Annotated in this window: 15 protein-coding genes; 5 read left to right on the top strand and 10 right to left on the bottom strand. The window is 70.3% G+C overall.

From position 1 onward, the window contains the following. Nucleotides 1-2: 2 nt before the first annotated feature. The 3 genes from E3D03_RS08165 to E3D03_RS08155 all read right to left on the bottom strand — a co-directional run bounded on the left by E3D03_RS08165 (nucleotide 3) and on the right by E3D03_RS08155 (nucleotide 2687). Entirely contained in the window at nucleotides 3-497 is a 495-nt protein-coding gene (locus E3D03_RS08165) for a tripartite tricarboxylate transporter TctB family protein (RefSeq protein WP_263566555.1), read from the bottom strand. Next, nucleotides 494-1435, bottom strand: coding sequence for a Bug family tripartite tricarboxylate transporter substrate binding protein (locus tag E3D03_RS08160; protein ID WP_263566554.1), 942 nt, complete (start codon nucleotides 1433-1435; stop codon nucleotides 494-496). The genes E3D03_RS08165 and E3D03_RS08160 overlap by 4 nt, the downstream gene beginning before the upstream one ends. Nucleotides 1436-1616: 181 nt before the next feature. Further along, entirely contained in the window at nucleotides 1617-2687 is a 1071-nt protein-coding gene (locus tag E3D03_RS08155) for an ABC transporter substrate-binding protein (RefSeq protein WP_263566553.1), read from the bottom strand. A gap of 81 nt (nucleotides 2688-2768) precedes the next feature. Here E3D03_RS08155 and E3D03_RS08150 point away from each other — a divergent pair, with 81 nt between their 5' ends. The 3 genes from E3D03_RS08150 (at nucleotide 2769) to E3D03_RS08140 (ending at nucleotide 6043) form a co-directional block, all read left to right on the top strand. Beyond that, nucleotides 2769-3434: a response regulator transcription factor gene (locus tag E3D03_RS08150; RefSeq protein WP_018001382.1), complete on the top strand. Its 666-nt coding sequence runs from the start codon at nucleotides 2769-2771 to the stop codon at nucleotides 3432-3434. Then, the gene (locus tag E3D03_RS08145) at nucleotides 3431-4819 is read left to right on the top strand and encodes a sensor histidine kinase (RefSeq protein WP_263566552.1); all 1389 of its coding nucleotides are present in this window, start codon (nucleotides 3431-3433) and stop codon (nucleotides 4817-4819) included. The genes E3D03_RS08150 and E3D03_RS08145 overlap by 4 nt, the downstream gene beginning before the upstream one ends. Nucleotides 4820-4885: 66 nt before the next feature. Then, entirely contained in the window at nucleotides 4886-6043 is a 1158-nt protein-coding gene (locus tag E3D03_RS08140; RefSeq protein WP_263566551.1) for an MFS transporter, read from the top strand. Between the two features lie 15 nt (nucleotides 6044-6058). Here the strand turns inward: E3D03_RS08140 and E3D03_RS08135 are convergent, their stop codons facing one another. The 5 genes from E3D03_RS08135 to betC form a co-directional block, all read right to left on the bottom strand. Next, a complete protein-coding gene (locus E3D03_RS08135; protein ID WP_263566550.1) occupies nucleotides 6059-7756 on the bottom strand; it encodes an AMP-binding protein in 1698 nt (565 codons plus the stop codon). 62 nt (nucleotides 7757-7818) lie between these two features. After that, complete coding sequence (locus tag E3D03_RS08130) at nucleotides 7819-9222, bottom strand: aldehyde dehydrogenase family protein (protein ID WP_263566549.1); 1404 nt, start codon at nucleotides 9220-9222, stop codon at nucleotides 7819-7821. 125 nt (nucleotides 9223-9347) lie between these two features. After that, nucleotides 9348-10244: a helix-turn-helix domain-containing protein gene (locus E3D03_RS08125; RefSeq protein WP_263566548.1), complete on the bottom strand. Its 897-nt coding sequence runs from the start codon at nucleotides 10242-10244 to the stop codon at nucleotides 9348-9350. A 74-nt stretch (nucleotides 10245-10318) separates the two neighbouring features. Then, the gene (locus tag E3D03_RS08120; protein WP_263566547.1) at nucleotides 10319-12115 is read right to left on the bottom strand and encodes a chloride channel protein; all 1797 of its coding nucleotides are present in this window, start codon (nucleotides 12113-12115) and stop codon (nucleotides 10319-10321) included. 32 nt (nucleotides 12116-12147) lie between these two features. Continuing rightward, nucleotides 12148-13662: a choline-sulfatase gene (gene betC, locus E3D03_RS08115; protein WP_263566546.1), complete on the bottom strand. Its 1515-nt coding sequence runs from the start codon at nucleotides 13660-13662 to the stop codon at nucleotides 12148-12150. Nucleotides 13663-13909: 247 nt separating this feature from the next. Here betC and E3D03_RS08110 point away from each other — a divergent pair, with 247 nt between their 5' ends. After that, nucleotides 13910-14794, top strand: a complete 885-nt coding sequence (locus E3D03_RS08110) for a choline sulfate utilization transcriptional regulator (RefSeq protein ID WP_263566545.1) — start codon at nucleotides 13910-13912, stop codon at nucleotides 14792-14794. A 187-nt stretch (nucleotides 14795-14981) separates the two neighbouring features. Here E3D03_RS08110 and E3D03_RS08105 read toward each other — a convergent pair whose 3' ends face one another. Further along, nucleotides 14982-20279: a CHAT domain-containing protein gene (locus tag E3D03_RS08105; protein ID WP_263566544.1), complete on the bottom strand. Its 5298-nt coding sequence runs from the start codon at nucleotides 20277-20279 to the stop codon at nucleotides 14982-14984. After that, the gene (locus tag E3D03_RS08100; protein WP_263566543.1) at nucleotides 20276-23503 is read right to left on the bottom strand and encodes a hypothetical protein; all 3228 of its coding nucleotides are present in this window, start codon (nucleotides 23501-23503) and stop codon (nucleotides 20276-20278) included. The genes E3D03_RS08105 and E3D03_RS08100 overlap by 4 nt, the downstream gene beginning before the upstream one ends. 302 nt (nucleotides 23504-23805) lie before the next feature. On the opposite strand from E3D03_RS08100, the gene E3D03_RS08095 reads away from it, so the two are divergent. After that, nucleotides 23806-23994 (top strand): hypothetical protein, encoded by a 189-nt coding sequence (locus E3D03_RS08095; RefSeq protein ID WP_263566542.1) that lies wholly within the window; start codon nucleotides 23806-23808, stop codon nucleotides 23992-23994. The last annotated feature ends 36 nt before the right edge of the window (nucleotides 23995-24030 follow it).

The raw sequence follows: 24030 nt of genomic DNA, 5'->3' as shown, positions 1-24030 counted from the left end.
GCTCAGCCCCCCGGAAAGAACAGATGCTCCAGCGGGCCGGGCGGCAGGTGCAGCATCAGGAGTTGCGAGAAGATCACCCAGACCACGAAGGCGAAGGCGATGCCGATGGGCAGGGTCATGGCCAGGTTGCGCTTGCCGAAGGCGAAGGCGGTGCAGGCGAACAGGATGCCCGTCGCGATGGAAAAGCCCGCGACATGCAGCAGCAGCAACTGCACGGCCAGCCCCGCGACGATCCACAGCACCGGCGCGACCCTTTGCGGCGGCCGCTCGGGGAAATCGCCGCGCAACGCGGCCAGCACGGTCCAGCCGGCCAGGCCCAGAAGGCAGAAGGCCACCACGCGCGGCACGCTGGCCGGGCCGACGCCGGAATAGCCGCCCAGATCGGCCAGCCGGGCGCTGTCCCACAGCATCACCCCGGCGATGACCGCAAGGCCGGCCGCGATGACAAGCGCCGCCCCATCCGGGCGGCGCTTGGTTTGCGGTTGCAGGTCGCTCATTTCACCAGACCGATGTCCTTGAGGATCGCGGCGGTGGCCTCGGTGTCCTTGGCGAGCTGGGCGTCGAACTCGGGCCCGGCCAGGAAGGTGTCCATCCAGCCCTTGTCGGCCAGCTGCTTCTGCCAGTTTTCCGACTTGGCCATCTTCTCGATATCGGCGGTGACCTTGGCCTTCTGCTCGTCCGAAAGGCCCGGGGCGGCGGCGACCATGCGCCAGTTCTCCAGCGTCACGTCCAGCCCGGCCTCTTGCAGGGTCGGGGCATCGACGCCCTCCAGCCGCTCGGGCGCGGAAACCGCCAGCAGGCGCAGGGTGCCGGCCTGGATCTGGGCCTCGAACTCGCCCAGCGAGGAAATGCCCGCGGTGACCTGGTTGCCCAGGATCGCCGCCAGCGCCTCGCCGCCGCCGGAATAGGCGATGTAGTTGATCTTGGTTGGATCGACGCCGGCCGCCTTGGCGATCAGCCCGACGGCGATATGGTCGGTGCCGCCGGCCGAACCGCCGGCCCAGCTGACCGCGCCCGGGTCGGCCTTCAGCTTCTCGACCAGCCCGGCCATGTCCTGGATCTCGGACGCGGCGGGCACGACAATGGCCTCGTATTCGCCGGTCAGGCGCGCGATGGGGGTGACGTCCTTCAGCGAGACGGGCGAGCCGTTGGTCAGGATGGCGCCGACCATGACATAGCCGCCGACGATCAGCGCATCCGGGTTGCCCTTGTTCTGGCTGGCGAATTGCGCCAGGCCGATGGTGCCGCCGGCGCCGGGCACGTTCTGGACCTGCACCGATTTCGAGATGCCTTCCTCTTGCAGCACGGTCTGCATGGTGCGCGCGGTCTGGTCCCAGCCGCCGCCGGGGTTGGCGGGCGCGATGATGGTATAGTCGGCCATGGCCGGCAGCGCCATGGCGCCGGCGAAGAGGCTGGCGAGAACGAGATGCTTCATGGTTTCCTCCGCATCGGCCGGACGCGCGGCGGCGCCGGCCCGTTTTCCTGTTTTTCTGGCTTTGGCCCGCATCTCTCCCGGAATGCGGGCGGTCCTCCGTGAACCCGCTGGCGGGCTCTGCGCCCTTTGCATCACAGAAACCTGTCATGGACCTGACGCGGGCGTGAAAAATTTCGCAAACCTAGCGGGCCGACAATGCCCGACTCCAGCGCGCCAGCAGCCGGGCGCGCGTCGCCTGGTCCAGATAGGCCAGCAGCCCGGGGCTGACCGGCACCGGCTTCAGCCGCACGCCCTCCAGCCCCGCCATGCCGCCCAGTGGCGAATCCTGCCCCGCCACCTCGAGGCTGACGGCCGACAGCCGCAACGTGCGCGACAGCAGCGCCTGCCCCTCGGGCGACATCAGGAAGGCCAGGAATTCCGCGCCCAGTTCCGGCGCCCGCGCCGCGCGCGGCACCAGCGCCACGCGCGAGACGACCACGGTGAAGTCGCGCGGCAGGATAACGCCCACCTCGGGGTTCTGGCGCGCCCAGTCGGCGGCATAGGAGCCGAGCAGGTTGTAGCCCACCGCCAGCCTGCCGTCGGCGATGCGGGCCAGGATCTCGGCCGTGGTCGGGTATTGCCGCACGCCCATGCGGCCCATCGCGCGCACCACGTCCCAGATCTGCGGATAAAGCTCCTGGTCGCGGGCCAGGAACAGATAGCCCACGCCCGAGCGGGCCACGTCATAGGTGCCGATGCGGCCCTGCGCCTCGGCCGGATGGCGCGCCATCCATTCCAGCAGCTCGGCCCGGGTGGCGGGCGGCGGGTGGTCGCGGAAGCTGGGCTTGTGATAGGCGAAGACCGCCGGCTCGAAGGTCAGCGCATAGGCGGTGTCGCGCCAGTTCGCCCAATCCGGCCAGCCGGGCGTGTCGGGCGTCACCACCGGCCGGGCGAAGCCGTCGTTCGCCAGCTTCACCTGCAGGTCCATGGCCGAGGAAAAGGCGAAATCCGCCGTGCCGGTGCCGGCCTCGGTCTCGGCCACGATGCGGTCGTGCAGGGCGCCGGTCAGCAGGTTCTCGTAGCGCAGGGCAAGGTCGGGCCGGCGCTGCTGGAATGCCTCGACCAGCGGCCGGGCCAGATCGTCGTCGAGCGAGGAATAGATCGTGAGTTCGCCCGCCGCCTGTCCGGATGGCGCGGGAAACAGCACCGCCTCGGCCCGGGCGATGCCGGTCAGGGCCAGGATCAGCAGGGCGGGCAGCAGGGCAAGGCGCATGATGGCCGCCAGACTGCCCCAGCCGGACCCCGTTCACAAGCCGGGGCACAATCGCTAACCTGCCGGGCCGAGGGGGATTTCATGCGCATCCTGCTGGTCGAGGACAATCTTTCGCTGGCCGAGGGCCTGTCGGCGCTTCTGCGCCAGTCCGGCTATGCCGTGGACGTGGTCCATGATGGCGCCTCGGCCGAGGCGCTGGCGGCGGCGGAAAGTTTCGAGCTGGTGATCCTGGACCTGAACCTGCCGCAGATGGACGGGCTCGAGGTGCTGCGCGCCATGCGGGCGCGCAGAAACCCGGCGGCGGTGATGATCCTGACCGCGCGCGGCACGCCCGAGGAGCGGGTGCGCGGCCTCGACCTCGGCGCCGACGACTACCTCATCAAGCCCTTCGACATCGGCGAGTTCGAGGCCCGCATCCGCTCGCTTCTGCGCCGGCAGGCGGGCTTGCGCACGGCGACGGTCAGCTTCGGCGCGTTGAGCTTCGACCAGAACAGCCGCAGCTTTTCGGTCGAAGGCCAGCCGCTGGACCTGCCCGCGCGCGAACGCGGCCTGCTGGAACTGCTCATCACCCGCGCCGGCAAGGTGGTGCCGCGCGACAGCATCGTGCAGTCGCTGACCTCGCTGGAAGACGACCTGTCGGCCAACGCCATCGAGCAATATGTCAGCCGGCTGCGCAAGCGCCTGGCGGCGGCCGGGCTGACGGTGCGCACGGCGCGCGGCATCGGCTATTTCCTGGACCGGGCATGAGCCGGCCGTTCTCGATCCGCCGCCGGCTGCTGCTGTGGCTCCTGGCGGCGACGGCGGTCTTCGGCGCGCTGGCGCTGGTCGACACCGGGCGCGAGGCGCGGCACATGGCGACGGCGCTGGCCGACCGGGTGCTGGCCGGCTCGGCCCTGGTCATCGCCGAACGCGCCTCGCTGGACGAAGAGGGCATGATCGCCATCGAGATCCCCTATGGCGCGCTGGAAATGCTCAGCTCGGCGGCCGAGGACCGGGTGTTCTATCGCGTCGACGGCCCGCCGGGGCGGCTGGTCACCGGCTATGCCGACCTGCCGGTGGCGCCGGCGGTGCCGGGCGGCGAGCCGGGCTTTTCCGACGGCCTGTTCCGCGACCAGCCGGTGCGGGTGGCGACGCTGGCCCGCGCCGCCTCGACCGGCATCGACGAGGTGCCCTTTACCGTCACCGTGGCCGAGACCACCACCGCGCGCGAAGAGCTGACGCGGACCATCCTGATGCGCTCGGCCCTGCGGCTGGGGCTGATGATGCTGGGCGCGGCGCTGATCGTCGGCATCGCCGTCACCGTCTCGCTGCGGCCCTTGTCGCGGCTGTCCGAGGCCATCGCCACCCGCAGCCCCGACGACCTGTCGCCGGTCGAGACCCCGGTGCCCAGCGAGGTGCGCGGGCTGGTCGGGGCCATCAACGGCTTCATGCTGCGGCTGAAATCGGCGCTGGACGGATTGCGCAATTTCACCGGCAACGCCGGCCACCAGCTGCGCACGCCGCTGGCCGTGGTGCGCACGCAGCTGGCACTGGCGGCCCGCGCCGGCACGCTGGCCGAGGCGCAGGCCGCCGCCGCCAAGGGCGACGCGGCGGTCGCCCATGCCGAGCGCATCCTGGCGCAGCTTCTGCTCTTGGCCAAGGTCGATGCGGCGGCGGGCCGGGCGCCCGACGTGATCGACCTTGCCGGTTTCGCCCGCGACCTGACCGCCGAGCAGATCCCCGCCGCCGCCGAGGCCGGCATCGACCTGGGTTTCGAGGGCGGCTTCGACGGTGAAGGCCCCCTGCCCGTCCGCGCCGAGCCGCTTCTGCTGGGCGAGGCGCTGGCCAACCTGATCTCGAACGCGATCCTGCACACCGGGCGCGGCGCGATGGTGACGATCCGCGTCCGCGCCGAGGGCGACGAGGCCGTGCTGGAGGTCGAGGACGACGGCCCCGGCATCCCGGCCGAGGCCCGCGCCGCCGCCATCGGCCGTTTTGCGCGCGGCCAGGGTCAGGGTCAGGGGCCGGGCCTGGGCCTGGGCCTGCCGGTGGTCGAGGAAATCGCCCGGCTTTTCGGCGGCCGGCTGGGCCTGCACCCCGGCGCCGGCGGTCGCGGCCTTTGCGCCCGGCTGCATTTCCCCCGCGCCGCCTGATCCCCCGATTTGCAGAATCGGCGCCGCCATGGCATCGCGCGCCTTTCACCCGCAGGAAAGATCGCCATGCCGTCCTCGCCCCGCCAGACCCGGTTGATGCTTCTGGCCTGTTTCCTGGCCGCCGGCATCGGCGCCGGCGTCTGGGGCGCCAACCTGCCGGCGCTCGGCCGGCGCACCGGCATGGACGAGGCGCAGATCGGCCTGGTGCTTCTGTGCTTCGCGGCCGGGGCCATCGCCTCGATGAACCTGGTGCCGCGGCTGATGGCGCGCTTCGGCGCCGGGCGGGTCTCCTGCCTTGCGGCCGGGCTGTTCGGCGCCGGCATCGCCGCCGTGGCGCTGGTCGGGCAGATGGGACAGGCGGCGCTGGTCGCGGGTTTCTGCGGCGTGGTCTTCGGCGCGCTGGACGTAGCGATGAACAGCCATGCCGCGCAGTTCGAGGCCCGCGCCGGCCGGCCGGTGATGTCCTTCTTTCACGCCATGTTCAGCGCCGGAACCCTGGCCGGCGCCGCCGGCTATGCCTGGCGCGCCCATGCCGGCGGCGCCGCGCCGGCCAGCCTGGTCGCGGCCGGCGTGCTGATCCTGCTGCTCGCGGCGCTGGCCGCCACCTGCGCGGGCGGTGTCCCCGCGCCGCAAGGCGACACCACCCCAGCGCAAGCGCGCAGCGGCACCGGGGCGCCCGGCCTGCGGGTGCTGGCGCTTGGCGCGGTGGCATTCGCCATCTTCTTCGCCGAGGGCGCGATCATGGACTGGGCGGCGCTCTACCTGGTGCGAATCCTCGGCGCCAGCGAGAGCACCGGCGCGCTGGGTTACGCGGTCTTTGCCGGCAGCATGCTGCTGGGCCGGCTGCTGGGCGACCGTGCCAACCGCATGTTCGGCGCGGTGCGGCTGTTCCGGCTGGGCACGGCGACGGTGGCGCTGGCGCTGGCGGCGATGCTGGTCGCGGGGGCCGTGGCCCCGGTGCTGGCGGCGATGGCGCTCTGCGGGCTTGGCATGGCGAATGTCATCCCGATTCTGTTCTCGGCCGCCGGGCGGCTGGGGCTGGCGGATGGCGGGCGCTCGATGTCGCGGGTGCTGACCATGGGCTATGCCGGGCTGCTGGTCGGGCCGGCGATCATGGGCTTCATCGCCAAGGCCGCCTCGCTGCAGGTCAGCCTGGCGCTGGTGGCGCTGGCGGTGGCCGCCACCTGCCTTGGCGCCCGGCTGGTGCGACCCGAGGCCGGCTGAGCGCGCTCGCCGCCGTCAGGGCTGCACCGCCTCGGCCCGCAGCATCTCGACCATGCGGTCGCGCATGACGAATTTCTGCGGCTTGCCGGTGACCGTCATCGGCAGGTCCGCCACCACGCGGACATGGCGCGGCACCTTGAAATGCGCGATCTGCCCCTTGCAATGCGCGCGCAGGGCCTCGGGGTCGATGGTCTGGCCGCTGCGGGGCACGACCCAGGCGCAGACCTCTTCGCCAAAGCGGTCGTCGGGGATGCCGAAGACCTGCACCTCGCGCACCTGCGGGTGACGGATCAGGAATTCCTCGATCTCGCGCGGGTAGATGTTTTCGCCGCCGCGGATGATCATGTCCTTGACCCGGCCGACGATGGTGCAGAAGCCCTGCTCGTCCAGCGTGCCCAGGTCGCCGGTCTGCATCCAGCCGTCGTGGATGGCCTCGGCACTGGCGGCGGGATCGGCCCAATAGCCCGACATCACCGAATAGCCCCGGGTCCAGATCTCGCCCTTTTCGCCGACCGGCACGGTCGCGCCGCCCTCGCCGACGATGCGGACCTCGAGATGCGGGTGGATGCGGCCTACGGTCTCGCAGCGCTTCTCGGTCGGGTCGTCGGTGAAGCTCTGGAAGGACACCGGCGAGGTCTCGGTCATGCCGTAGCAGATCGTCACCTCATGCATGTGCATGTCGCGGTTGACCCGCTTCATCACCTCGATCGGGCAAAGCGCGCCGGCCATGATGCCGGTGCGCAGGCTCGCAAGGTCGCGATGCGCATTGTCCAGTTCCTGCAGCATGCCGACGAACATCGTCGGCACGCCGTAAAGCGCCGTCGCACGCTCGGCCTCGACCGCGTCCAGGGTCTGCGCGGGGTCGAAGGCCTCGGAGGGAAAGACCATGGTCGCGCCCTTGCTGACCGCGCCCAGGACGCCCATCACCATGCCGAAGCAATGGTAAAGCGGCACCGGGATCACCAACCGGTCGGCCTGGGTCAGCGCGATGCGGTCGGTGACGAAGCGTCCGTTGTTGACGATGTTCAGATGCGACAGCGTCGCACCCTTGGGCTGGCCGGTGGTGCCCGAGGTGAACTGGATGTTGATCGGCTCGTCCGGGTCCAGCGCGATCCGGTCGAGGCCGGCCAGCAGCGCGGGCGTGGCGCGGGCGGAGATCTCGGCAAAGGGGATCATGCCGGGGCCGGGATCGTCCTGCATCATCACCACATGGCGCAGCTCGGGAAAGCGGGCGCTGCCGCCGCCGGCGGCCAGTTCCGGCATCAGCTCGCGCAGCATGCCGGCATAGTCCGAACTCTTGAAGCGGCTGGCGGCGATCAGCGCCCGGCAGCCGACCTTGTTCAGCGCATGGTCCAGCTCGGACAGGCGATAGGCCGGGTTGATATTGACCAGGATGGCGCCGATGCGGGCAGTGGCGAACTGGGTCAGCACCCATTCCAGCCGGTTCGGCGACCAGATCCCCACCCGGTCGCCCTTGGCGATGCCGAGCGACAAGAGCCCCGCCGCCAGCCGGTCCACCCGGGCGGCGAAGTCGCGATAGCTCAGCCGGTCGCCGCTTTCGCGAAACACCAGCGCGTCGTTCGCGCCATGCGCGGCCACGGCCTCGGCCAGCAGTTGCGGGATGGTGGCATGTTTCAGCGGCGGCTCGGCCGGTCCGCGCACATGCGACAGCCCGTCCTGCGGCGCGGCCGAACGGGAAAGCGGATGCGTCATGATCGTCTCCTGTCCTTTCAAGGGCCGGGGCGCGGCGGGACCGCGCCCCGGCCGGGCGACCTTCAGCCGCGCGCGATGTTGACGACCTGCATCTGGGTGTATTCGGTCAGCCCCTCGACCGATTGCTCGACGCCCAGGCCCGAGCCCTTGAAGCCCGCCATCGGGATATGCGGACCGATGTTGAGCTGCTGGTTCACCCAGACCGTGCCGGATTCGATGCGCCCGGCGATCTCGGCCGCGCGGTCCACATCCGCCGAATGAACCGAGCCGCCCAACCCGTAATCCGAGGCATTGGCCCGCGCGATCACCTGGTCGACGTCGTCGAAGCGGATCACCGGCAGGATCGGGCCGAACTGTTCCTCGTCGACGATGCGCTGGCCGTCGCGAACGTCGCGCACGATGGTCGGCGTGATGAAATAGCCCCGGCCCTCACGCGCCTCGCCGCCGGCGATGACCGTGCCGCTGGCCCTGGCATCGGCCAGGAAGCCCTTGACCTTCTCATACTGCGCCTTGTTCTGGATCGGGCCGATGGTGGTGCCCTGCTTCAGCCCGTCGTCGACCACGGCGGTCCGGGCGATCTCGGCCAGCGCGTCGCAGAATTCGTCATAGATCGCGTCATGGACATAGGCGCGCTTGACCGCCAGGCAGACCTGCCCCGCGTTCATGAAGGCGCCGCCATAGATCTTTTCGGCGGTCTTCCTGACATCCACGTCGGGCAGGACGATGGCCGGGTCGTTGCCGCCCATCTCCAGCGTCACCCTCTTCATCGTGCTGGCGGCGCTGGCCATGATGCGCTTGCCGGTCTCGGACGAGCCGGTGAAGCCGATCTTGGCAATGCCCGGATGCGTGGTCATGCGCGGGCCGAGGTCGTTCGCGTCGGTGATGATGTTCACCAGCCCGGCCGGGAAGATCGCCGCGCAAAGCTCGCCCAGCTTCAGCGCCGCGACCGGCGTGGTCGGCGCGGGCTTCAGCACGATGGCATTGCCGGCCATCAGCGCCGGGCCGATCTTCCAGCAGGCCAGCAGCAGCGGGAAGTTCCAGGCGATGATCGCGCCCACGACGCCCAGCGGCTTGTGGCGGGTCTCGATGCGGAAATCCGCATCGTCCTGGATCACCCGGTCGGGCAGTTCCAGCGTCGCGGTATGGGCCAGATAGCCCTGGCTCCATTGCACCTCGCCCATCGCCTCGGGCAAGGGCTTGCCCTGTTCCTGGGTGATGGTGCGCGCCAGGTCCTCGGCCTGCTCGCCGATGGCGGCGGCCAGCGCCTCGATCCTGGCCCGCCGCTCGGCCATGCTGGTCCTGGCCCAGTCCCTTTGCGCGGCGGCGGCGGCGGCGACGGCCTCGTCCAGCTGCGCCTCGGTCGCGTGCGGCACGCGGGCGAAGACCTCCTCGGTGGCGGGGTTCAGCACCTCCACCATGCGCTCGGCCGAGATCAGCTTGCCGCCGATCAGCATCCTGTAATCCATGTCATCCTCCCATGGCTCCGGCTCCTCGACCGGGCATGGCGGACAGCATAGGGCGCGGGTGCTTGCGGCGTCTTGGCGTGGCGCGCCAGCGACCGGGGCTGGCGCGCCAGGAAAAGCCTTTGCAATCAATGCACGGCGCGGCAGGAAGCGTAATAGTCGCCCGGCGCCATGGCGTAATGCTGGCGAAACACCCGGTTGAAATGCGACAGATCGCCAAAGCCCGCGCGAAAGGCCAGGTCCGAGATCACCGGCCGGCGGTTCATCTGCGCCGCGCGCCGCAGGTGGTCGGCGGTCAGCCGGGCGCGGCGCTGCGCCAGCACCTGGGTGAAGCTGGTGCCATGGTCGCTGAAATCGCGCTGCAACTGGCGCCGCGACAGGTTGACCAGCGCCGACAGCCGCTCGATCGAGAATTCCGTGTCGGTCAGATGGCGCTCGATGGTCTCGCAGGCATGGCGGAACCGGCCGGCGCGGTCGCGAAAGCCGGGCGCCGGGCCATCGCCGCGAAACAGCAGCGCGACGAAATCGAACAGATAATCGGCGGCGTCATCGGCCTCGGGCGCCTCGGCCAGCAGGGCGCCAAGACCCGCGAGCAGCGGATGCCGGGCCGGAATGCGCCGCCCGGTCAGCGGCGCGGCGGGACGACCCTCCAGGCACAGGGCGCGCGGCAGGTGCACCGAGGTGAAGCTGGCGTCGCGGCCGTCGAAGCGGATCTGGGCGGTGCGGGTCGAATCCATCAGCAGGCAGTCGCCGGCCGCCAGCACCTCGGCCGCGCCATTGTGGATGACCCGCGCCTCGCCCGCGCGCTGCATCAGCAGGAACAGGTATTCGCTGTCATCGCTGCGGATGCCGGAGCGCTGGCGGTCGATGCGGTCGATGCGGCAATCCATCTCGGCGATGTCGATGCCGTGGCGGCGGCGCAGCCGGAAATCCCCCACGGCCCGCCGGTTGCGCTCGGCGGGGGTGCAATCGTATTGGCCGCAATTGGACAGGACGCAATTGCTCCATTCCTCGAAACACATCATCGCCCTTCCTCCCCAGAAGGCTGGCTGTGCGGCGGCCATGATACGCGAGGGCGGCGCAAGATCAACCGCGCCCTTCAGGGCGCGCCGATCTCGTCGCTGCGGCGGCTGTCGAGCTCCTGCGCATAGCGTTTCAGGCAATAGGCCTCAGTCAGCGAGCCCAGCACCCGCTGCGTCGCCGGCCCGTCCAGCACCGGCAGGATCTCCAGCTGCGTGCGCGAGAACTGGTCCAGCACGGCCTGGATATTGTCCTGGCGGAACACATGCGCATCGGCGCCGATCATGCAATCGGCGGCCAGCAGGACCTCGGCCAGCTCGGTGATCTCGGGGTCGTGCACGGTCGCCATGTCGATGATGCCGGCATAGCGGTCGTGCTCGTCCACGGCGAAGGCGTATTTGCGGCTGCCCAGCGGCAGCTCCTCGCGCAGCAGTGCCACCGGCTGGTGCAGCGGCACGCGGCGGATGTCGCTGCGCATCATCCGCCCCGCCGTCAGCTCGCGCACCCAGCCCACGTCATGCGCGCCCAGCAGCGGGATGCCGCGCAGATGGAAGCGCCAGGTCGAGAAGGAATAGCCGAAGGTCAGCCGCACCACGGTCGAGGCGATGAAGGCCGCGGTCAGAACACCGACGGTAAAGGCGAAATTGCCGGTGATCTCCAGCACCAGAAAGACCATGGTCAGCGGCGCGCCGGTGATGGCGGCGCCGACCGCGGCCATGCCGGCCAGCATGGCGGGGATGCGCAGCTCGGGCAGGCCGGGCAGCGCCAGCACCAGCAGCTGCGCGACCAGCGCCCCAAGCAGGCAGCCGATGAACAGCGACGAGCTGAAAAGCCCGCCGCGAAAGCCCACGCCCAGCGACAGGGCCGAGGCCAGGACCTTGCCAAGCAGCAGCAGCGCCACCGCCGCCAGGCCCCAGTTCTGGCTGATATGCACCTGGATCGAGTCGTGTCCGCTGCCCAGGACCTGCGGGCTGGCCAGCGCCATGGCGCCCAGCACCAGCCCGCCCGCCGCCGGCCGTGCCCAAGCCGCCAGCCGGCTTTTCTGGCACAGGCGCTCAAAGACCGAGACCAGCCGCATGGTCGCGGTGCCGACCAGCGCCGCCAGCAATCCGATGACGATGAACAGCGGCAGCAGCGTGTCGGGCAGCGCCATCACCTCGGGCAGGTGGAACAGCGAGCCATGCGGCTCGACCGCGCGGCGCGCCAGCGCGCCCGAGATCACCGCCGCGCCGATGATGGCGATGTTGCGCGGCGCGTAGGAGCCGTGGACCAGCTCGAAGCCGTAGAAAGCGCCGGCCAGCGGCGCGTTGAAGGCCGCGGCGATGGCCGCCGCCGCCCCGGCCGAGGTCAGGCAGCGCTTGTCCTCGCGCCGCAGCCGGAAGGGTTGGGCCACTGCGGAAAACAGGCTGGCGCCGAGCTGGCTGTAGCCCGCCTCCATCCCGACCGAGGCGCCCGACAGGTTCGAGAGCAGCGTGAGCCAGGCCAGCCGCAGCGAATCCCAGACCGACATCTTGCCGCCGTAAAGCGCATTGGCCTCGATCGGGTCGACGATCTCGGCCGGGCGGATGCGCTGCGCGACCAGCGCCCAGACCCCCAGCACCAGCCCGCCCACCGCCGGGACCAGCGCATAGGGCCAGGCCGGCAGGTCCGAAAGCGCGCTCAGCGCCGCATCGCGCGGCAGGCCGAACAAGAGCCCCTGCGCCGCCAGAAGCAGCCGGTGCAGCCCTGCAACCGCCAGCCCGACCAGCCCGCCAAGCGCGAAGGCAATGACGACCAGCATTGCCTCCTGGTCGCGCAGCTGCCGTCGGACCTCGTTGATCCGCTGCAGAAAGGACAGCATCAGGCGGCGCGGGGCGGTCTTGCGGGCAAAGGGCATGGGGCGATGTTCCGGCGGTCGCGGGCGCGGGCCTATTCCCCGCGCGGAAAACGCTTGTTTTCCTCGAGCACGTTCAGGTCCATGTGGTTGCGCATATAGCGTTCCGAGGCCCTTTGCAGCGGCTGGTAATCCCAGGGGAAATAGGCGCCGTTGCGCAGCGCCTCATAGACCACCCAGCGCCGGGCCTGGCTTTCGCGCACCTCGGCGTCATAGGCCTCCAGGTCCCAGCGCGCCCGCATCTGCGCCGAAAGCCGCGCCAGGGTCTCGGCATGGGCGGGGTCGTCGGCCAGGTTGCGCAGTTCCTGCGGGTCGTCGGCCAGGTTGTAAAGCATCGGCGCATCGGCATTGCACAGCGCCAGCTTCCAGTCGCCATCGCGCAGGGCGACCATGGGCGTGACCGTGCCCTCGGCCGCATATTCCATCGGCACCGGGCCGCGCGCGCCCTGCCCCGTGGCAAGCCCGGTCAGATCCTCGCCATCGGTCCAGCGCGCAAGCGTGCTGATGTCCAGCCCGGCCAGCGCCGCCACCGTCGGCACCACGTCCAGCGTCGAGGCCGGTTGGTCGATGCGCCCCGGCTGCCAGCCCGGCGCCGCGATCATCAGCGGCACCCGAGCCGAGCCCTCGAAGAAGCTCATCTTGAACCACATGCCGCGTTCGCCCAGCATGTCGCCGTGGTCCGAGACGAACAGGATGATGGTGTTGTCGTCCATCCGGCCGCGCTTCAGCACGTCGAGGATCTCGCCGATCTTTTCGTCCACATAGGAGATATTGGCGAAATAGCCCTGCCGCGCCCGGCGCACGTCCTCGGGCGCGATGTCGAAGGCGCGGAAGTCGCAGGCCTCCATCAGCCGCTGCGAATGGCTGTCCTGCTGATCGAAGGGGATCGCCGGCACCTCGGGCTCCAGCGCCGGGCAGTCGTCGTAGAGATCCCAGAAGCGGCGGCGCGCGACATAGGGATCGTGCGGATGGGTGAAGCTGACGGTCAGGCACCAGGGCCGGTCGTCCAGCCGCCGCGACAGGTCATAGAGCTTTTGCGTGGCGTTGAAGGCGACCTCGTCGTCATATTCCATCTGGTTGGTGATCTCGGCCACGCCGGCGCCCGTCACCGAGCCGAGGTTGTGATACCACCAGTCGATGCGCTCGCCCGGCTTGGTGTAATCCGGCGTCCAGCCGAAATCGGCCGGGTAGATGTCGGTGGTCAGCCGCTCCTCGAAACCGTGCAACTGGTCGGGACCGACGAAATGCATCTTGCCCGACAGCGCCGTGTAATAGCCGGCGCGGCGCAGGTGATGGGCATAGGTCGGGATGTCCGAGGCGAACTCGGCGGCATTGTCATAGACCCGGGTGCGGCGCGGCAATTGCCCCGACATGAAGCTGGCGCGGGCCGGGGCGCAAAGCGGGCTGGCCGTGTAGGTCTTTGCGAAGCGCACCGAGCGTTCCGCCAGCGCCCGCAGGTTCGGCGCGTGCAGGAACTCGGCCGGCCCGTCCGGGAACAACGTCCCGTTGAACTGGTCCACCATCAGGATAAGGATATTCGGGCGTGTCATCTGAGGCTCGTCTCGGTCGTTCAGGGTTTGGGCGCGCGGGCCGGGTTGCGGCATCGGCCTGCCGCCGCCTATAGCCCGGCGCGCCGGGATAGTCAGTCGAAATAACCGCCCCGCAGGACGCGGCGCCCTTCCGCCCCTTGCCATGCCGCTGCTTCGGGCGCTATTCCATCCCCTTATATAGCCCTGCACCAAGCCTGCGGTGCAGCGGGATTCTTTTCATGCATGATATAAAGGATCTTTATCGCCGATGCGCCATGTCGATCTGGGCTGGATGCGGGTTTTCGTCGAGGTCTGCCGCGCGGGCAGCCTGTCCGAGGCTGCACGGCTTCTGAACCTGACCCAGCCCGCCGTCAGCTATCAGATCCGCCGGGCCGAGGCCGAGTTCGGCACGGCCCTGCTGACCCGCGGGTACCGCGGCGTCGCGCCGACCGAGGCCGGAGAGGCGCTGCTCGCGATCCTGACGCGCAGCGTCGACCAGGTGGACGAGCTTGCCGCGCGGCTGCGGCGCAAGGCCAGCGCGGCGGTGCTGCGGCTGCATACCGACTATGCCTTTTCCGGCTTGTGGCTGATCCCGCGCATCCACCGCTTCCGCGACGCCCAGCCCGAGGCCGATTTGCAGATCATCGCCTCGCAGCACAGCGACCTGGGGCAGCTGCAGCCCGGCGACATCGCCGTGGTCTTCGGTAGCGCCGCCACGCTGGGCCCCGAGGCGACGCTGCTGATCGAAGAGCGCGTCGTCCCGGTCTGTGCCCCGCATTTTGCGCAAGGGCGCAGCGCCGGCGCCTTCGGCGCAACCCGGCTGATCCATCTCGACAGCCCGCATCCCGCCGCCTGGTTCGACTGGCGCCGCTATCTCTCGGCCATCGGGCGCGCGGGCGACCTGGCCCGCGACCAGGGCAACCTGCGCTTCAACACCTATTCGCTGGTCATCGACGCGGCCCTGGCCGGCGAGGGCGTGGCGCTTGGCTGGCGCGGGCTGGTCGATCCGCTGCTGGCGCGCGGCCAGCTGGTCCGCTTCGGCCCCGAGCGTGTGGCGCCCGGCCAGGGCTATCACATGATCCAGCGCGCCCCGCACGAGCCGGCGACGCAAGGCCTGCGCGACTGGCTGGTCGCGGAAAGCGCGCGGCGCTAGTTCCGTCCCCGGATCTGCTCGAGGCAGGCGCCTGCCGGGTCGTAGGGGCCAGGCTATGCCCAGAGCCTCTGGACCTGTGTCGCCGACCTGAATCCTCTGACGAAAGCGCCGCCCTGTCCCTGCTTGAAGATCGCCGAGGTTCGGACGGGGCGCAGCCATTCGCACCACGTCCCGCACCGAGCCTGGCTCAGGGCAGGTTCTCCAGCGCTTCGCGCAGGGCCGGACGCAGGGGCGAGCGCGCCGGCAGGGCGGCCAGCGTCAGCAGCGCAAGAGGCAAGAGCCCGGCCGGATCGCGCAGGGCGGCGGCGGGTGGCAGCCGGGCCGGATCGGCACCGATGACCGCCTGCACCAGCGCAAGCAGGGCGCCAAGGCGTCCGGCACCGCTCAGCCGGCCCGCCAGGGGCGCAAGCTGTGCGGCAAGACGCGCCGGCGGTTTCGACAGCAGGGCCTGGGCCAGCAGCCGCTCCAGCCGCAGCGCATCGTCCTGGTCGCCATCGGAGCCGGCCAGCGCCAGCGCCTGATCCAGAGCGGCGGCCATGTCGCGCAGGTGCTTGTCGCGCTGGGTGCGGCTCGAGGCTGCGGCCGCGCGCTGCCGGAACAGCCGCGCCAGCAGGACATGCCGGCCGAGGCTGGGCTGGCAGGCCCGGTTCAGCGCCTCGAGCAGTTCGACCCAGGCCAGCGGCCGGTCGGGATCACTGCCGTCCAGCAGGACCGCGCTGCCTTGCAGGCTGCTCAAGGGCAGGTTCGGCATCTCGGCCGCCAGCGCGCGACGATAGACGGCGATGGCCCTGTCGCTCTGCCCGCAGGTCATCCAGCCGTCGCCCAGCGCCGCGGCCAGATCGGAACGGTCCAGCCATTCGGCGCGCTCGATCCTGTCCTGCAAATGCGCCAGCCGCTCCGCCAGCGGGCGCTGGCCCGGCGCATCGGGCAAGGCCATCTCGGCCCGGACCTGGGCCAGCGCCTCGGCCGGCGAGGCAAGCTCGACGCCATCGCCCTGGCGCTCGGCCGTGGCCGGGGTCAGCACGAAGCCGGGATGGCCGTAGCACTGATAGGCGGCCCAGGTGTTCGTCGCCATGCCCGAAGCCTCATAGGCCTCGGCCCGGGCCTGGCGCAGGGCGGTGCCGTAGTCTGTGCCGCCGCATAATTGCTGGTAAAGCCCCTGCGCGAACTGCTTCGCGGTCGAGTCCGAGACCGCCCAGCCGCAGGCCACAACGGCCGAGCAGCCCCTCTCGATCAGTTCCACCGCCAGGCTGGCGGCAAAGCCGGGCCGGTTCTGACGCAGGGCCGCGCCGAAGCCGTCCTCGGTGCCGATCTGGCCCAGGTGGCAGCAGTTCAGAAACACCAGCTCGGGCGCTTCGGGCATCTGCCGCAAGAGCGGCGCCTCGAGCACGCCCAGGGGCGGCACACCCAGCACGATTCCGGTCATCGGCGGCTCGCCGGGGCCGGGGGACCAGTCGATGACGCCGTGGCTGGCGATATGGACCACGCTCCAGCCGCGCGAGAACAGCGCCGAGATCACCCGCGCCGGCGTCGCATCCGGCCCGACCAGCCGCGTGACCGCGAAGCCGGCCTCTTCCAGCTGCGCGGCCACGGCCAGGGCCTCGTCCCGGGCATTGGGCAGCGGGGGCAGGCCACCGCTGCCGTCGCCCGGATCGCCGATGACCAGCGCGCTGCGCGGCCCGCCGCGCCGGGGTGGCGTCGGCTGGTCGCGCTGGCTGACCAGCTGGCGCATCAGCCCATAGCGCACCGCCGGCGGCTTCAGGAGCTCGGGAAAGCGGCCGTATTCGTCGGGGCGGCGATCGTCCAGCATCTCCCAGGGGATGGTGGCGCTGTCGCGGTCCAGCACCAGGCGCAGGTTGCGATCCTCGAGGCTGTGCTGCTTCAGCGCCGCGGGCCAGAGCAGCTCGAAGAGCGTGCGGCCCGGCGAGATGCCGTCGGCATCCAGCGTCGCGGGCTGGTCGGGGATCTGCGCGACGTAATGCTGGACCAGCCGGCGGCTGACCGCCACGGTCTCGGCCTCGACCCGGGCGCGGCCATCGACCAGCAGGTAATGCAGCGGCCCCAGCGACGGCGCCGGTTCGCCCGGGGCGGGCGGTTCGGGACGCGGGGCGGTGATCGTGACCTCCATCCAGGAATCCGGGTCGGCCTCGGGGCCGGTGCGGCGAAAGCCGCCCCTGCCCAGCTGCAAGGGCCCCTCGCGGCGGAAAGGGTCGCGCATGCGCCGGACCCTTTGGCCAAGCGCGTGCCAGGCGGTGACGGCGACCTGCTCGACCGCCTCGATGATCTGCAATTCGGCAAAGCGCACCGGCATGTCGGTCCCGGCCTGGCCGGACAGGATCCGGTTGACCTGCTCGACCCCGTTCAGCAGCGCCGAGACGCTGTCCGCGACGGAGACCACGCCCGAGCCGCAGCCGATCAGCACCGCCGAGACGCCCAGATCCCGCGGGGCAGCGGCCTGCCCCTCGTCCTTGGCCGCCGTCGCGGGCGGCGCAAGCAGGTCGCGCGCCGCATCGGCATAGGCCAGCAGGCCCGAGCGGATCGTGGCGGTCAGCGCGCCGGTGCTGAGGCCGGACATGACGCCGGTGCCGACGACGATGCCGCCGGTCACGCCGTCCGGACCCTCGGCGCAAGGGGTCAGATGCACGTCCCAGCTGCCGATCAGCCCGGGATGCAGCCCAAGCGCGTTGCGGCGTCGCAGCCGGCCGTTCAGCCGCTGGTCCAGCGCCTGCTCGGCGCTGCGGATCGCGTCGCCCAGCCCATGGCCGACCAGGATCGGGTGGCGGGCATGGCGCAGGTCGTCATGGACGACGCTGACCCGCACCTCGGGCGTCGCCTGCGGCGCGCTTTCCAGCAAGGCCGGGGGACGCCCGCCCATGGTCATGGCGACGAGGTGCAGGGTCGAGGGCATGGCGGGCAGCGGCATGTCGGCACTGACCGCCTCGCGCGGGCCGGCGGCCGGCTCGGCCGCGCGCAGGCCGGGGTCGCGGGTGACGCGGCGCACCTCGGTCTGGCCCTTCAGCAGCAGGTCGCTGATCGCCGGATGCAGATAGCGGTCCTTGCACAGATCGCCATGTTCGGTCGGCGCATACCAGGCCGGCACGCCGGCCGGGATGCCGCTGGACCACAAGACGGTGCCGTCGCCGCGCGGCGTCGTGGTCATCATCAGCTTTGCCGAGGCATCCCGGAACAGCTGGTCGCAGGTCTGGCCCATGCCGGCCAGGTAAAGGCAGCGCCCACCGGGCAGGCCGGCATTGTTGCGCATCAGCGCCCAGAAGCTCCGCGCCTGCGCCAGTGCCGCCGGGTCCAGCCCCCGCGGCCCCGCGAGCGCCTGCCATGCGCCGCCGTCCAGCAAGGCTGGCGGCAGCAGCTGCAAGGCGCCCGGCCAGGCCCGCATGATCGCGCTGATCTGGGCGATATCCTCGGACAGGCTGAGCGCGGCCAGCATCTTGACCGTCCGGGACAGGCCGAGCAGCCCCAGCGCCATGGCCAGCGAGCCGCCGTTCGGCGTCCCGAGCATCAGCAGGCGCGAGGCGGCATTGGCCTGAAAAGCCTGCAGCAAGGCCGGATCGCGCAGCGCGACCCGCGCCACCAGCCCGCCCATGGAATGCGCGACGAAATGGATCGGGCGCTGCGGGCTGCCGCGCAGCTTGGTCAGCACCGTCCTTGCCACCGCCGCGCCGGTGGTCTGGATCGGCAGGCGCCAGTCATAGGCCAGCGTGAACGTCTCATGCGTCCGCGACAGGTGCTGGCGCAACTCGCCATAGTAAAGCTCGATCACCCCGTCCGGCCCGACCCGGGGCTGGTCGATCGCCAGCCGGCCGACGCCGCCGGTGCAGATGCCGCCCGGGTTCAGCCAGACCCGCTGCCCCGCCGCCGCCAGATGGCTGCCCGAGATCCCGGGCAGGATCACCGCCAGGGGCAGCACCGCGCCGCGCAGCAGCGCCGGTGCGGCCGGGCCTTCGGACAGCGTCAGCCCGGCCTCTGCCCCGGTCTCGGCCGGGATCGGCGAGCGGGTGACGCCGCGGTCCTTCTCGGCCCGCTCGGCCTTGGCCAGCTGCGTGTCGGGCGGGGCGATGCCGCGCAGCCGGGCGGGGGCCAGCAGCCCGTCGCGCAGCTGGGCGGCCGAGCGGGCATTGCCGAAATAGCCGAAATGCGTGACCGTGGGGCCGCGGTCGACCAGCAGGACAGGATCGTGCCGCGGCAGCCCGCCCTCCATCAGCGCGGTGTTCACCACCAGGTCATGGTCGCTGCCGAAGAAGTTGTCGAGGAAGAACAGCACCAGCTTCCTGGCCGACAGCGACAGCTCCAGGTCGCCCGCGATCACCACCAACGCGTCCGTGGCATCCCCGCGCAGCGGCCGGCCGGCGGCGTTCAGCATCCGGACCAGCGGCGAGAATTCCGGCGCCATCGCCGCCACGCCCGGCAGCGCATCGGCCCGGTCGCCGCCGGCCAGGGCGGCGGCGGCGATCCGGGCCAGCGCCTCGAGGTAATCCGCCGGCGCCTCGCCCAGGATGCGGGCGCTGTGCGCCAGCGCGTTGAAGACCAGCCCCAGCCAGTCGCCCAGCCGGCCGTCGGCGATGCAGGTGCCGCGCGCCGGGCAGGCGACGCGGACGAAGCGGGTGACGGCGATCCGCCGCCGGGCCAGGACGCGGCCCAATTCCTCGGCGCGGTCGCGCGCGGCGCCCTCGAACAGCGCCAGATCCTCGGGGCGCAGCACGGTATCGCCCTGGGGCTCGGCCAGATGGCCAAGCGCCAGCAGCTCGCCCACCAGCCCGCCGCGGCTGTGGCTGACCAGGTGCAGCTCGGCCCCCTGCGGCAGTTGCCCCAGCAGGTCCAACGCATTCTGCACCGGGTCCTCGGTCAGGCTGCGGTGGTCGAAGGCCAGGATGCGGCCCGGATAGGCCAGGTGCAGCGCCCGCCAGACCTCGGGCTGACCCGGTTGCAGCTTGCCGAAACTGCCCAGGGTCGAGGAACCGGTGCCATGCAGGAACAGAAGCCAGGGCAGGTCCTGCTGCTCCTCGCCCGGCTGCAATCCATCTGCGAGCGGCACCAGGCTGCCGTCCTGGTGCCACAGCTTCAGGCCCAGAGGCACCCATCCTTCGTATTCCCGGGCCAGATCCAGCGCCGACGCCTGGGGGCCGCGCAGGACGACACGGCGGATGGTCCAGGTGACGATGCCCCGCGCGGCGTCGGCGGTTGCGAGTTCGGGCGGCGGTTGCAGGACCAGTTCGTGCGGGATCGCCAGCACATCGGGCGCGGCACCCGAGCGCGCCAACACCATGCTGCCCGGCAGGCGCCGCGCCAACTCGTCGCCGCGGATCATCAGCCGGGCGCCGTCGTCGGTCTCGATCTCGACGATTTCGTTGTCGGCGATGTCGAGCGCGATCCGGTCGGCCTCGTCCCGGTTCGCCGAGATCAGCACGGCGGCGCGGATCTCGGGGTCGCCAGCCTCCGGCAGCGGCTGGCCTTGCAGCAGGATCTTCACGGACGCACCTCTTGCGCGGCGGATGGGGTTTCGGCCGAGCGTGCCGGCGGGCGCAGCGTCGCCTCGTCCTCGACCGCATTCAGCAGGAACAGATAGGCCAGGGTCGAGGACATGCGGCGGCCCTCGAAACTGCCGGCAAAGCGGGCGTTCATCTGCGCGCGGTCGGAAAACAGCTTGTAGATGCGCTGCTGCACGAACTGGATCAGCCGCGGCCGGTAGATCGAGATCGGAAAGGCATAGGGCTCATAGGACAGGAATTCGGCGCCGCCGGGCTGCTCGACCATGCAGGGCCCGCGCCTTTCGTTCCAGCCTTGCAGCCGCTCGAGGATCAACTCGCGATCGCCCATGTAGATGCGCCGCTGCGTCGAGGGCCCGGCGCAGAACCATTCGATCAGCCGCTCATGCGAGTCGAGCGGGCAGAAGCGATAGTCGGGCCAGGGCCGTTCGGCGATCGGCTTGTCTGCCAGTGTCTGGTCCTGCGGCTGCGGTCCGTCGCAGCTGGGATCCTGAACGAGATCGAGGGCCGGCTTGCAGGCCGCTGGAAACAGTCGCGGCTCGGCATTGGCCAAGGCGGAACGGCAGCTCTCCACGCTCGCGCTCAGGTCCAGCCTGGCCGGGTCGGTTCGGTCGAGGACGGCCTCCATCAGCGCCCGGCTGTCCGGGTCCAGCAAGGGGGCCGGCTTCTTGTCCTGCGCGACCCGGAAAAGCGTCTTCGCGGCCTCGCCCAGGGCTGCGAGGCTGGCCGCCGCCAGCCTGGGATCCAGCGATTCGTCCGCCAGCGCCCGGCGCGCCTCGGCCGCGCTCCAGCGCAGCTTGCAGCGTTGATAAAGGATGCCGCGCTGCATCGGCAGCAGGGCGTTGAAGTGATCGACCTCGCAGGCCTTGAAGGCCACGTCGCGCGCCGTCGTGCTGCCGATATAGCCGATCAGCATGCCGTTGCGCATGTCGCGCTCGATCTTGTCGAGATAGGACACGCCCGAGGCGAAGACGATGGGCGAGAACACCGTCTTTTCCGAGCGCACCGCATCCGAAAACCGCATGGTCACCGCGTCGCACAGCATGTCGGTATGGTCCTTGTGCGCCAGCGGCAGGTTCAGCCCCTGGAAGCGGTCGCCCGAAGTGACGGGCCGCAGCGTCACCTGGAACTGGTCCTGGCCGGCAAAGATGTCGAGGCAGAGCTGCGCGAGATAGCCGTGCCATGCCCCCGGCCGGCTGGGGTCGCTGCCCGGCAGCAGATAGGAAAACGGCGGCGCATCCGCGCGCATGGCCATGACGATCTGTTGCGGACCCCTGCTGCTGCGCGCGCCCTCGCGCGCGGTCTGCGCCAGCGCGGGATGCGCCGGCCACAGCGCCAAGGCGGCGATGACCAGCAGCGGCAGGGCCTCGTCGGGCAGCCAGCGCTGCCGCAGCCGGCGGTTGCGTTCGGGCAATTCGCCCAGCACGCCCGCCGCCAGGAAGGCCAGCATGCCCAGCATGAGGTGCATCACCAGCTCGCCCCGTCCGGCGCAATCGCTCGAGGACAGCATGGCGAGCCCCGGGCATTGCTGCACCAGCGAGGGGTTCCAGTAATACTGGTGCTCGATCGACAGCAGGATGACCCCGGCCGCGCAGCCCACCCCATACCACAGCCGCATCGCCGAGCTCTTGCGCAGATCGGCCGACAGCAGGGCCATCGGGATCAGCACCAGCAGGATGATCGCCTGGCTGGGGAAATAAAGGATGAACGGCGTGCTGCCGACATAGAGGCTGAAGAAATAGCTTGCCGTCGGCGCGACGAAAAACGCCTTCAGCGCGCCCACGCCCATCAGCCCCAGCACCGAGACCGCGACGCCCAGGCACAGGCAGGAGAAGATCTGCATGGCATAGCCCGACCGGCGCTGGGTCCTGGCCGCGCCGGCCCAGTCGCCGCTGTCCCAAAGGTATTGCCGCAGCGAAAAGGCGGCGAGCAGCGGCAGCCAGGTCAGGGCGGCGATGCGCAGCGTCTCGACCAGGGCGGTGGCCAGCACGCCATAGACATTGCTGGTTTCGACGAAGGTGCCGATCGGCTCGACCACGCCGCGCCAGGCCGCCGCGGCATAGGTCAGGAAGACCGCGATCAGCGCCAGGAACAGCCCGGCCTCGGGGCCGACCCCGGCCGAATCCGGCGGATCGGCCGCGACCAGCAGCCGATAGAGCGCCGGGTCGATGCGCACGGTGCCGGGGCGGCCGGGCCCGCGCGACTCGGATTCGGGATCCTGCACCGGGCTGTCGGGGTCACGTTCGATGAAGATCGCGAGAATCCCCACCAGGTCCAGGCGCAGGGCTTCGGCCTTTGTCGCCGCCTCGGCCATATCGGTGCGGAAACGATCCTTGCGGTTCGCGAGGTCGACGCCGGTGGCGGCTTCGGGCACTTCGGAGATGCGCTTGTGCAATTGGTCCAGCAGCTTGGCGGCATCGTGTACATAGTCCTGTTCCATCGCGTAGACCCGGTTCGAGACCTCGCGCCCGGGCCATTTCCCCCGCGCCGACCGCGCCCAGGAAATCAGCAGCTCCAGCTGGGCCAGCAACGAGATCAGCGCGTCCTGGCTGGACTTGCGCTGCATGGCCGGGTCGCTGGACCAGGGATGGCGCGCGAAGGTCTGCACCCAGGGCTCGCGATAGCTCGCCAATCGCCGGGTCAGGTCATCCCTTGCGGGATCGGGGGCGCTGGTCGCCGCGTCCAGCGCCACGATCAGGTTGCGCATGGTCTGTTCCAGCCGCACCGGGATGCCCACGGCACGATAGGCGCGGTTGCGCAGCCAGCCCTCGGTCAGCTTCACCGGCGGCAGCATCTCGGCCAGCCCGGCGAAGGCAAAGGCCAGCATCAGCGGCCATTGCGCGCTGTCGAATTGCAGCTTGTCGACATCCATCTGGATGCCGGCGACCGGAATCATCTGCGTCGACTGCAGGATCAGCCGGCCGAAAAACGTCAGCGAGACATAAAGCAGCAGGATCGCGCCGCAATAGATGAAATAGGCGCGGATCAGGGCGCCGTGCCCGCCGATATCGCCGGGGCTCAGCTCGCCCAGGGCGCGCGACACGGATCGGACATCGGATTTGACGAGAAATCTTTTCCAGGCGAAGAGTGCGATGAAGAGGCAGCCGAAGATGAAGGCATAGAGAAAGCCGGGCGCAAATTTTATGCCCATCATCGGGACCTGGTTCAGCGCATCCGGGCGCAGGTCGCCATAGGTCCAAAGCGACATCGGAACGCCGGCGGGCCACGGGTTTTCCATGCAGCCTCCGATACCAATAACGATACACGGCCAAGGCCCGTCACAGGCCCGGCGTCAGCCGTCAGCAGCGCTGAAGGTTGGGGTCGCAGACCCCGGCCATGGCAGGAGAAACGGTCACGGTCGGAGCGAGAGAAAAGGCAAGCGCAAGACAAAGGACAAGGAAACGCATCTCGAATCTCCTTTTCGTATCAGGGACTCTACCATGGAGTGCATGCCTTGTTAATCATTTTCGACCAAACCGCGACGACACCGCCGCTCCGAAAAGAAGGGCCATGACTTCATCAATGCTGATCGGCGGTTTTTCCAAGGGGGAGCATCAGATCGCGGCGGTGAATATCTCGAACGGCAGCAGAAAGACAAAAGGATCAACTCGCGCGCAGCCGCCGATGCGGCTGCATTCAGAAGCGGCATCAAGCTGGTCTCATCTTCCTGACCGGGCATTCCTTCAGCACCTGTCCTGACCGCCGCCGCCAGGACCGGCGACGGCGAGCTTGCGG

The organism is Paracoccus sp. DMF (genome assembly GCF_004407025.1).
GTDB lineage: Bacteria > Pseudomonadota > Alphaproteobacteria > Rhodobacterales > Rhodobacteraceae > Paracoccus > Paracoccus aminovorans_B.
The sequence above is the reverse complement of the archived record's forward strand: the minus strand, read 5'-3'. Positions and strand labels throughout refer to the sequence as shown.